Consider the following 11,398-nt stretch of genomic DNA (forward strand, 5'->3'; position numbering starts at 1 on the left):
ATTAACATGAAGCTTATTCTCAAGATATATTTAATAGTAATAGGTTATTCTGTTCAATTAAGTGCTCAAAATTCATCTGTTTTTCCAAATGTAGATGAGGCAAAAGTTCAGGAATTAATCTCCCAAATGACTATTGAAGAAAAGGCATACCAGCTTGTTTCCTATTACTTTGGTACAAATATTTATTCCAATGCCAATTTAAGACTTGGAATACCCAATTTGATTGCCGGAGAGTGTTTAAATGGATTTATGGCAAACGGGGCAACAAGGTTTCCTCAGGCAATAGCAATGGCCAGTACATGGGATCCTGATTTAATTGAAAGAATGGGAAATGTTGTTGCCAAAGAAGCAAGAGCTTACGGTGTTCATCAATGCTATTCACCCATGCTGGCTGTGGTAAGAGATGTCAGGTGGGGACGAATTGAGGAAAGCTATGGGGAAGACCCTTTTTTGGTTGGAAAAATTGGTGTTGCTTACATTAAGGGCTTACAGGGAACAGGCGAACAACGGTTTGACAAAGAGCATATACTTGCATGTGTAAAGCATTTTGTTGCAGACGGAGAGCCTATGGCCGGGGATAATGGTGCAGCAATGGATGTTTCCGAATATAACCTTCATAATATCCATATCTACCCATTTCGAATGGCAATGAAAGGAGCAAGAGTTTCAAGCATAATGCCAGCCCATCATCTGCTAAACGGAATTCCGTGCCACGCAAACAATTTTATATTGAATGATATTTTACGTGGTCAATATGGATGGGATGGATTAGTTGTATCAGATAACCAGGACATTCCAAGACTATATAATCTTTTTTATTATGCGTCGGACCCCTCAGACGCGGCCCGAAAATCACTTGAGGCAGGAGTTCATCAGGAGTTAGATCTATCGGTAGGTTTTAACAACAGAGTATATGGACACAATTTAATTGAAGCTGTAAAAAAAGATATAATACCTGAGAAACTTTTAGACAATGCAGTTGCCGTTAACCTACGTGCTAAATTTGCACTTAGATTATTTGACACAGAAATTCCATCTCCCGATATATTTGTGAAACAGGATTCAGCGCCACCGGTATATTATGCAGACCACTTTAAGCGTTACCGGGGAGCCGGTATTTCCTCTTATAATTCTATAAAGAACACACGCGAGAAAAACATTAACTGGAAAACCATAAATGACAAAAAAAGCGATGAACTTGCACTTGAAGTAGCCCATAAAGCTATTGTTCTGCTCAAAAATGAAAAAAATACTTTACCTCTCGATAGTAACAAGTTGAAAAAAATTGCTGTTATCGGACCTAATGCTAATGCGATAAGAGTTGGTGGCTACTCTAGGGGAGAACTCAAATATTTTGTTACAATACTGGAAGGAATTAAAAACTATGTTGGAGATAAAATAGAAGTTTGCTATGCCGAAGGTACAGATATTGACACTGAAAGATCAAAGAATTATGATATTCAGTTTGAGCAGGAGTTGACACGAAAGGCTGAAAGTATAGTAAAAAATACAGCTGCTCCTGAATCACAAAAGATACTGGAAGCTGTTGAACTGGCCCGCAAATCAGATGTAGCAATTCTGGCTATTGGGGGTTCCGAAGCAACCTGCCGGGAAAATGAAGACACGGATTATCTGGGACTAAGAGGCAGACAACTGGAACTTGTGCAGGCAGTTAAAGCTACCGGGACACCATGTGTTGTCATTTTGATTGGAGGCAGACCCCTTGCAATAAACTGGGTCGCAGAAAATATTCCTGGAATTATTCAGGGCTGGTATCTCGGCCAGGAAACCGGGAATGCAATTGCAGATGTATTATTTGGAAAAGTCAATCCCGGAGGCAAACTTCCTGTATCTGTCCCTCATAATGTTGGACAAGTACCTTTGTTTTATAACAAACTGGAAACCGGCCGGCCCCGCAGAATTTATGCATCATCTCCCAAACCTCTGTTCCCCTTTGGATACGGGCTTAGCTATACAACTTTCAAACTTGATAATCTCATTTTGAAAAATGCTTGTATAACCTCTAATGAGAAGACATCACTTTCAGTTGATATTACAAACACAGGAAAGGTGCCGGGAGAAGAAGTTGTACAACTCTATATTCAAGCCAGGAATACTGCCCGTGTGCGTCCCAAAAAAGAATTAAGGGGGTTTCAGCGTATTTACCTGGAGCCGGGTCAAAAAAAGACTCTGAATTTTGAAATAGGGAAGGAACAGCTGGAATACTGGAATACAAACTGGGTGGTGGAACCCGGCAAATATACCCTCTTTACAGCTACTGATTCATCTGATGAGAAACTGCAGATGAATAATACTGAACTAATTATAAATTAAAGAGATGATAAACTCCATGTGGAACGATTAAGACAACCAATGTGACAAATGGATAAAAAATTTAAATACAGAATACAAATGAATAATAATCATTCCAGCAACAACGGCTTAAATAAAATTTCAGGCTATCCATTTATAACTATTTATATCATACATAAACTTATTACCACGCTGAAGAACAACACCTTATTGTATCGATTCATATTTACAATACCTGTTTTTACAATCTCACTTCTTTCAGTTAATATTAAAGCGTATGCGGATACTCTTTATGTTGGCACATCTACTGTTGACATCACGCCTGAATTACCCGTTGCTTTGGATGGTCAGATGCATTTAAGGATTGCCCGTGAAGTTGGAACACCCCTGGAGGCCAATATTGCTGTATTGGAGTCAAGGCATAAAAATAAGCTAATCGAAACAACTGTTTTTGTCTCATGTGATCTTGTGGTTATTCCTTCAGAGATGCTATATCAAGTAAAATATGAAGTTCACAAGCTTCTTCCTGGATTTAATACCGACAAAATAGTAATGAATGCAATCCATACGCATACTGCACCTGTTGTGCGTGCTAATGTTTATCCGATTCCTGAAAAAGATGTTACGCAAATTGAAGATTATTATTCCTTTTTTGCGAAAAAAATAGGAAGAGCCATAAAACAAGCCTGGGACAGTCGAAAACCAGGAAATGTGACCTGGGGGTTAAGCCAGGCAAAAGTGGGCTATAACCGCAGAGCAGTCTATGCCGATAACTCAGCAAAAATGTATGGAAAAACCAATATCCCTGAATTCAGGGGCATTGAAGGCTATGAAGACCAGAATGTAAATTCTCTTTTTTTCTGGGATAAGCAAGGGGAATTAATTGCTGTCGGTATTGCTGTCGCATGTCCTGCTCAGGAGGTAGAGGAGAGGTATGAAATCAATGCAGATTATTGGCATCCAGTAAGGTTATCCTTACGAAAACGTTTCAATTCTCGCCTTTGCGTTTTGGGCTGGATTGGAGCGGCAGGTGACCAGTCACCTCACCTTATGTATGGGAAAGCAGGTGAAGAAAGGATGCGTAATCTGAGGCACCTGAGTCGGCTCGATGAAATAGCACGTCGTATAGTGTTTGCCGTTGAGGACACTTATGAAGTTGTTAAAACGGATCGTCATAATGACATTCAATTAATTCATGAAACAAAGGACATGTCATTACCAATGAGACTGATAACTAAAACCGAATATAAGGCCAGCCAAAAAGAAATTAAAAAATTAGAAGCCCAGATTAATGCTGATCCAAAGGCAAAAGACCGCCTTTTCCGCAAGCTTAACTCATTTGAAGGAGATGTAATTCGGCGTTATGAACAACAAAAAATCCAGCTAGCCCCAATGTATAATGCCAAAATACATGTAATCCGTATTGGTGATATCGTTATTTGCACGAATCCTTTTGAGTTATTCACCGATTATAGTATCGCCATACAGGCCCGAAGTAAAGCTGTACAGACATTTGTTGTACAGCTTGCCGGACCAGGGACTTACCTTCCTACTGAGAAGGCTGTAAAAGGAGGACATTACAGTGCAATCGCTCAAAGTAACCTGGTGGGGCCGGAAGGAGGTCAGCTTCTTGTTGATCAAACTGTTGAACTTATTAATAAACTTTGGAATGTATCATATAATCAAAAAGTTAACTAAAAAAAATGGAATCAATTAGAAAAAAAATTATTGTCGCAATAATGATTCTTATTGCATTGAATACTTTGCCCACTACAAAACTTTACGGACAGTTACCTCCATATAAAAATCCGAAACTTAAAATTGAGGAACGCGTCAATGATTTGATTGGTCGGATGACTATTGAAGAAAAAGTCAACCAAATGTTAAAGTTAAGCCTGGAAAATCTTAAACCAGACAATGATGGTAATATTCCTGAGGAATCCCTGAAAGAACTGTTTAAAGGTGAAAGCATTGGTTGTCTGGATCCTCCTCGCTGGAATAAAGTGGAGGATAAGCCGATTGATGTTAAAGGCATCGCAAAATATTCAGAAGCTGCAGACAAGTATCTTCGCGAAAATACCAGATTGGGAGTTCCTGCCATACAGGTTGATTTAGGGGGGATTCATGGACAATTGGCTTACGATGCAACTATTTTCCCTCAAACCATTGGTCAAGGTAGTACCTGGAATCCGGAATTAATAAAAGAAATGGCTACCCTCTTAGCTTATGAAGCCAGCTTAACCGGATGTGACCAGTTTTTTGCTCCCTTGTTTGATTTGGCCAGGGACCCTAGATATGGAAGGGTAGAGGAGTGTTTCGGAGAAGACCCTTACCACGTTGCTGAAATGGGAAAAGCTTTTATTATAGGTATGCAAGGAGATCCTATCATTACCAGAGAAAGAATACCCAAAAACCACATTATGAGTACTGCAAAACATTATGTAGGTTATTCAACTCCAATTGCCGGCATCAACATCGCACCCATCCAGGTAGGTCCGCGAGATTTCAGAGATCTTCATTTATATCCTTTTGAAAAGGCTGTAAAAGAAGCAAACGTATATTCTGTAATGCCCTCCTATAGTGAGGTTAACGGCATTCCTGTGCATGCGAATAAAACCTTACTTAAAGATATTCTGCGAACAGAATTTGGTTTTGATGGATATGTATTCGCTGATTATGGGGCAGTTGGCATGTTACATTACAAACATAAAATAACTTCGAGCAAAGCTGAAACAGCAATCGTTGCCCTGGAGGCTGGCGTTGACCAGGAAGGTGGCAATTATGCATATTCAGAATTAATAACCTTGGCAAAAGAAGATAAGGAAGTTGAAACTCTTGTCAATGAAGCGGTAAAAAATATCCTTACTGTAAAATTCAAAGCAGGTTTGTTCGACGAACCATACAAGGTACCTAAAAATTTGTCAGAGCTGATCCATACTGAAAAATCGGTAAAATTAGCCCGTCAGGTAGCTGAAGAATCGATAATATTATTAAAAAATCAAAATAATTTATTGCCACTTAATATTTCTTCTTTAAAGTCAATTGCCGTTATCGGCCCCAATGCCGATCAGGTTCAGTACGGTGATTACAGTATTTCTAAAGATAATAATACCGGAGTTACAGTACTTGAGGGTATAAAAAATATAGTCGGGGATAAGGTTATTGTCAAATATGCAAAAGGTTGTGGCATTACCGACCTGGATGCAAGCGGGTTCCGGGAGGCTGTTGAGGCAGCAGAAAAAAGCGATGTTGTCGTGTTGGTAATAGGAGGATCAAGCATGTCTCTGGCCGGAGTAGGCTGGGGAGAATTGGCAGAGCAGGGGGGATACCCTACTTGTGGTGAAGGGTATGACAGATCCGAATTGACCCCTCCAGGCATTCAGCCTGAACTGATAAAAGCGATTCACAAAACCGGGAAACCCATAGTGATGGTGATGGTTCACGGACGTGCATATACCATTAAATGGGAGAAAGAAAACATTCCTGCTATCCTTGAGGCATGGTATCCGGGAGAAGAGGGTGGTAATGCCATAGCCCGAATTATCTTTGGAAAAGTGAATCCTTCGGGAAGACTTACCGTTTCAGTTCCGCAAAGTGAAGGGCACATTCCGGTGTTCTATAATTACAAACCTACTGGCAGAGGTTATTATCGCACACCGGGAACTCCCGAAAAACCCGGAAGAGACTATGTGTTTGCTTCAACAGATCCTCTATTCCCATTTGGGTATGGGTTGAGTTATACCAAATTCGAATATTCTAATCTAAACATCAAACAAAACAAATTATCTGGTGACGGTAAGATTGAATTGTCTGTTTCGGTAAAAAACACAGGACAGATGGAAGGGAAAGAGGTTATTCAGATATACATTAATGATAAGGTTAGCTCAGTAACTACTCCGGTGAAAGTATTAAAAGCCTTTAAAAAAGTTAATATCAAACCGGGTGAAACAACAACTGTAAATTTTACAATTTCATGCAAAGAGTTGGGGCTTTGGGATAAAAGTATGAAGTATGTGGTTGAACCGGGAGATTTTGAAATTATGGTAGGAGCCTCTGCCGATAATATAAAACTTACAGATATCATTACAATATTATGATAATTATTCATCAAAAAACTTTGAGAAAATACTCATTTATTATTTGGATGAAACCTGACTGCTGAATAGGTACATGCAGCCACACAGTGCTTTAGATCAAAAAATTATAACAAAATGGCTAAAAAAATAAATGACTATGAAAAACTTAAAAATTTTAATCGCAATTCTAATTTTTCCCTCACTGTTCGTTGTGACTAACAGCTGTAAGGATAAAAAGGTAAAGAAAAATACGACAACTGTTGTTGCTAATAATTCAGGCAATTTATCTGTTGGATGGGCACAGGTTGATATAACACCGGACAAACCTGTTCTCATTTCCGGTCAATTTCATGCCAGGGTTTCCGAAGGAGTAATGGACCCGGTTACTGCCACAGTACTTGCACTGGAATCTGGCAACGGAGAATCTTCAGAAAAGATCTTTCTTATAAGTTGTGACCTTGTGAGTATAAGCGATGGCACAAGAGATAATGCAAAGGATAATCTTAGAAGTACAATACGGGAAAAGATTTCCAGAAAAATCCCCGAAGTGTCTCCCGAAAAAATTATAATTAACGCAACTCATACACATACAGCTCCATATTGCCACACAGCATCCAGTGCAAAAGAACTTTACGGTGTTGATCTGGATGTAATGTCACCCGCAGAATGTATTCAATTTGTATCTGATAAAATTAGCGAAGCGGCAGAACAAGCATGGAAAAACAGGACTTTGGGAGGAATAAGCTATGGACTGGGACATGCAGTTGTGGGGCATAACAGGTTACAGGTTGACTTTTCCGAAAAATCTGTTATGTACGGAAATACAAACAGAAAAGATTTCAGCCATATAGAAGGATACGAAGATCATTCCGTTAATCTTCTTTATACCTGGGACAATCAAAATAATCTAACCGGAGTTTTAATAAATGTTGCCTGTCCATCACAGGTTACTGAGGGTTTGTATCAGATAAGTGCTGATTTTTGGCATGACACCAGGGTTGAAATTCGTAAACGTCTCGGGGAAAATATATTTATTCTACCCCAGTGTAGCGCAGCAGGTGACCAGTCTCCTCATATAATGATAGGAGAAAAAGCAGAAGCCAGGATGCAAAAAATGATGTTTCCCGACCTAAAGGACGTGGGTGATCGCACACTGGGATTAAGAAAAGATATTGCAGTGAGAATAGCTGATGCTGTTACTTCCGTACTTCCTTATATGGAAAATAGCATAAACCGAAACCCCACCTTAAAACACAAACTGGAAGTTGTCGAACTTTCAAGGCGACTAATTGGTCCTGAAGACGTTATTCAAGGAAACAAAGAAGCTGAAAAATGGGAAGAGGAGTATATTCAGCTTCTAAAAGAAATCCAGAAAACCCCTGCATTAAAAGAACAACCGAAATGGTATACTCAAATTACAATTGCCCATACCAAAATGAGAAGGGGGAAAAGCGTCAAGGATCGCTATGAACTTGAAAAAGTACAGTCTAAGATGCCGATTGAAGTGCATATGCTCCGCATTGGCGATATAGTAATGGCAACAAATCCATTTGAATATTACCTTGACTATGGAGTGAGGATAAAAGCACGTAGTCCAGCTACACAAACATTCCTCGTTCAGCTCACTGGGAGTGGTTCATATGTCCCAACAACCCGCTCAATTGAAGGTGGTGCTTATGGGGCTGTTCCTGCCAGCACCCTTATAGGGCCTGAAGGGGGACAAGAACTGGTAGAAAAAACATTGGAAATGATAAACGATATAATGGAACAATAATAATCTGGAAACATGATACTTAAATAACTTTACAATGAAAAATACAAATTCAATTTATGTCTTGATACTATTGCTTTTTTCATTATCTGTATTTACCTCTTCTGAAACTAATGGGCAAAAAAGTTCAAGTATCGCAACTGATATTGAGGGTAATAAATATAAAACAATTGTGATAGGCAATCAGGTATGGATGACAGAGAACCTGAAAACTAAAAAATTAAATGATGGTACATTGATTCCAAATATCTCTGACATGACAGAATGGGTACGCACTACCAAACCGGCCTTTTCATGGTACGAAAATGATATTTCAAAAAAATCGATACATGGTGGTTTATATAATTGGCAAGCCGTAAATACAGGTAAATTGTGTCCGGAAGGATGGCGCGTACCATCAGACACTGACTGGAAGATACTTATTGAATACCTCGGTGGAACCGAGATTGCTTTTACAAAACTGGAGAAGATTGGTTTTTCCCCGGTTTATAATGGCTATCGGTATGGATACTACTGGGGTTCGGGCATATTCTATGAAAAAGGCATCACCGGGTACTGGTGGACTTCGACAAAAGCTACCGATACACATATTTGGTCAAGAACCATAAGTATCAAAAACAGAAAAATATACCGGAGTTATTTTACCAGCAACAATGGCTTTAGTATCAGATGCGTAAAATGCAATTAATCTTTTTTAAAATGACAATACTACAAAATAAAACAGGCTCCATATTCCTGATAATATTACTAATGGTTACGGGAATTTTATCAAAATCATTGGCTCAGGAGAAACATCAGACAGTGACCGATATAGATGGGAATGTTTATAAAACGGTGGCTATTGGAGAACAGGAATGGATGACAGAAAATCTTAAAGCCACCCGGTATAACGATGGCACTCCCATTCCCAACGTGACCGATATTACGGAATGGCGAAATAGTGATGCCCCGGCCTATGTTTGGTATGATAATGACATTTCACACAAAGATATTTACGGCGCTTTGTATAACGGACATGCGGTTACCACCAACAAAGAACTGTGCCCGGCAGGATGGCGCATTGCCAGAGACGAAGACTGGAAAAAACTGGAAATGTTTATGGGAATGAGTTCCGAACAGGCCAACGGAATAGTATGGCGTGGTGACAACGAAGGAGGAAAACTCAAAGAAGCTGGCACAGAAAAATGGAGTAGCCCGAATAAAGGTGCCACAAATGAAAGTGGCCTTACGATTATCCCCAGCGGACGAAGAGACAGTAGCGGCAAATTTTATGATATGACTACGGGTTCTACCATATGGACATCTACTGAGACCTCTATATCATGTGCTTATTATCGCCATTTTTCTTCAACAAATGAATGCATTGGAAGAAATCCCAATGGAGACAAAAAATTCGGTTTCGCGACAAGGTGCATAAAAAAATAAGTAGTTAATCAATTTTAAATATATTGTTATGAAAACAAAAATAACAAAAGGAGGATGGAATGCCTTCTTAAATGCTGTATTGTCTATATTCATTTTGACATTAAGTACTCATCTGCATGCAAAAGAATTGAATATTGGCACTGCAACTGCCGATATTACGCCGGCTTTGCCTGTAGCAGTGTGTGGGCAGTTTAATTTACGGATTGCAGAAACTATTGAAACTCCACTGACTGCAAATGTATTAGTTTTGGAATCAAGTGAAAGTAACAAAACACTTGATTTGGCCATAATGGTTTCTTGTGACTTAGTCGGTATACCTAACGAATTGGTGAAAAAAATTCGGGCTGAAGTGCAAAAGCAGATACCTGGATTAGATGGAGAAAAAATCTTTTTAAATGCTACACATACCCACACAGCTCCGGTTTTAGAAAATGGCCCGGAGTCTAATTTTAGATATCCTATACCCAAAGAAGGAGTTTTACAAGTCGAAGAATACCAGAATTTTTTTGTTCAACGTGTAGCTGATGCAATTATTAAAGCATGGGAAAACCGTTCCTCCGGGAGTGTTTCATGGGGATTAAGTCATGCAGCAATTGCATATAACAGGAGAGTGGTTTATTCAGAAAAAGCCAAAAAGCCAGGGCAGTTTTCAAACGGGACAGCACAAATGTATGGTAATACTAATACACCTGATTTTATGAATCTGGAGGGCATTGAAGATCATGATGTTAACATGCTTTTCTTCTGGGATAGTACCGATAAGTTAGTTGCAATGACTATTAATGTTCCATGTCCTTCCCAGGAGGTTGAACATCGATTGGCCGTCAATGCTGATTTTTGGCATCCCGTGCGTGAGAGTTTAAAGCAGCGCTTTGGTCCCCAACTTTGTGTACTCGGCTGGACAGGTGCATCAGGAGATCAGTCCCCACGCCCCATGTACCGAAAAGCCGCTGAAGAACGCATGCTCAAACTACGAAATTTAAGCCGCATGGAAGAAATAGCCAGACGAATTGTTTTAGCTGTTGAAGAAACCTATGAGACTGTAAAAAAAGATCGTTATACTGATGTAGAATTAGCCCATAAGGTAGAAATCCTACCTTTACCAATGCGAAAGGTTACAGAAAAAGAATATTTGTTTTCAAAATCTGAACGAGATAAATACAAAGCACAAATTGATGCGAATCCTGAGGCGGCAAAACAGGTTTTAACTTCCATGACCTGGAATGCAGATGTTCTGAAACGATATGAAATACAACAAAAAAATCCGGATGCTAAATTGGAAACAGAGGTACATATCTTACGTATTGGAGATATAGCAATATGTACTAACCAATTTGAACTTTTTACAGATTACGGACTACGAATTCAAGCTCGAAGTGCTGCACTGCAAACCTTTGTAATACAACTAGCTGGTCCCGGAACGTATCTTCCTACAAAAAAAGCGGTTAACGGCGGGGGTTATAGCGCCATTATTCAGAGTAGTCCGGTAGGTCCAATAGGAGGACAGATCTTGGTAGATTCTACAGTAAGTATTATAAATCAATTATTTTCAGGAAAATGAACAATGCCATTTTCCTATAGCAACCATATAATAACAAAACCATGCGACACAAACAATTTCTACCGGTCTATCTGATATTTTTATCCATGGGCATGGTGGATGCAGCGGGTCCGATGGTAAGCCTAGCACGGGAGTCATTCACGCTTTCCATAACCGCAGCCACCCTGCTGCCATTTTTGGGCTACCTGATGTTCGGGGTGTTGTCCATACCCATGGGAATACTCCAGGACAAAAAAGGGAAAGTATTTATTT

At 39.5% G+C, this 11,398-nt stretch carries 7 protein-coding genes and 1 pseudogene; all 8 read left to right on the forward strand.

The features are described from left to right. Positions 1–6 precede the first annotated feature (6 nt). Positions 7–2,334, forward strand: coding sequence for a glycoside hydrolase family 3 C-terminal domain-containing protein (locus tag D1164_RS13885; RefSeq protein ID WP_119350596.1), 2,328 nt, complete (start codon positions 7–9; stop codon positions 2,332–2,334). 78 nt (positions 2,335–2,412) lie between these two features. Further along, entirely contained in the window at positions 2,413–4,011 is a 1,599-nt protein-coding gene (locus tag D1164_RS13890; protein ID WP_206611010.1) for a hypothetical protein, read from the forward strand. A gap of 5 nt (positions 4,012–4,016) precedes the next feature. Beyond that, positions 4,017–6,410 carry a glycoside hydrolase family 3 N-terminal domain-containing protein gene (locus tag D1164_RS13895; protein WP_119350597.1) on the forward strand — a complete coding sequence of 798 codons (2,394 nt, stop codon included), beginning with the start codon at positions 4,017–4,019 and terminating at the stop codon, positions 6,408–6,410. Between the two features lie 136 nt (positions 6,411–6,546). Next, positions 6,547–8,163, forward strand: coding sequence for a hypothetical protein (locus D1164_RS13900; protein ID WP_119350598.1), 1,617 nt, complete (start codon positions 6,547–6,549; stop codon positions 8,161–8,163). 34 nt (positions 8,164–8,197) lie between these two features. Further along, positions 8,198–8,848, forward strand: a complete 651-nt coding sequence (locus tag D1164_RS13905; RefSeq protein ID WP_119350599.1) for a fibrobacter succinogenes major paralogous domain-containing protein — start codon at positions 8,198–8,200, stop codon at positions 8,846–8,848. An 11-nt stretch (positions 8,849–8,859) separates the two neighbouring features. Further along, positions 8,860–9,585 carry a fibrobacter succinogenes major paralogous domain-containing protein gene (locus tag D1164_RS13910; protein WP_172594463.1) on the forward strand — a complete coding sequence of 242 codons (726 nt, stop codon included), beginning with the start codon at positions 8,860–8,862 and terminating at the stop codon, positions 9,583–9,585. 28 nt (positions 9,586–9,613) lie between these two features. Further along, complete coding sequence (locus tag D1164_RS13915) at positions 9,614–11,146, forward strand: hypothetical protein (protein WP_206611011.1); 1,533 nt, start codon at positions 9,614–9,616, stop codon at positions 11,144–11,146. Positions 11,147–11,187: 41 nt separating this feature from the next. Next, positions 11,188–11,398: pseudogene (locus tag D1164_RS13920) on the forward strand (MFS transporter); the annotation flags it as partial.

The organism is Mariniphaga sediminis, from assembly GCF_003573545.1.
Classification (GTDB): domain Bacteria; phylum Bacteroidota; class Bacteroidia; order Bacteroidales; family Prolixibacteraceae; genus Mariniphaga; species Mariniphaga sediminis.

Bases quoted from the DNA above. Each gene is read 5' to 3' on its own strand.
- D1164_RS13905 (WP_119350599.1), top strand. From the start codon at position 8,198: ATGAAAAATACAAATTCAATTTATGTCTTGATACTATTGCTTTTTTCA.
- D1164_RS13910 (WP_172594463.1), top strand. From the start codon at position 8,860: ATGACAATACTACAAAATAAAACAGGCTCCATATTCCTGATAATATTA.
- D1164_RS13885 (WP_119350596.1), top strand. From the start codon at position 7: ATGAAGCTTATTCTCAAGATATATTTAATAGTAATAGGTTATTCTGTT.
- D1164_RS13915 (WP_206611011.1), top strand. From the start codon at position 9,614: ATGAAAACAAAAATAACAAAAGGAGGATGGAATGCCTTCTTAAATGCT.
- D1164_RS13900 (WP_119350598.1), top strand. From the start codon at position 6,547: ATGAAAAACTTAAAAATTTTAATCGCAATTCTAATTTTTCCCTCACTG.
- D1164_RS13895 (WP_119350597.1), top strand. From the start codon at position 4,017: ATGGAATCAATTAGAAAAAAAATTATTGTCGCAATAATGATTCTTATT.
- D1164_RS13890 (WP_206611010.1), top strand. From the start codon at position 2,413: ATGAATAATAATCATTCCAGCAACAACGGCTTAAATAAAATTTCAGGC.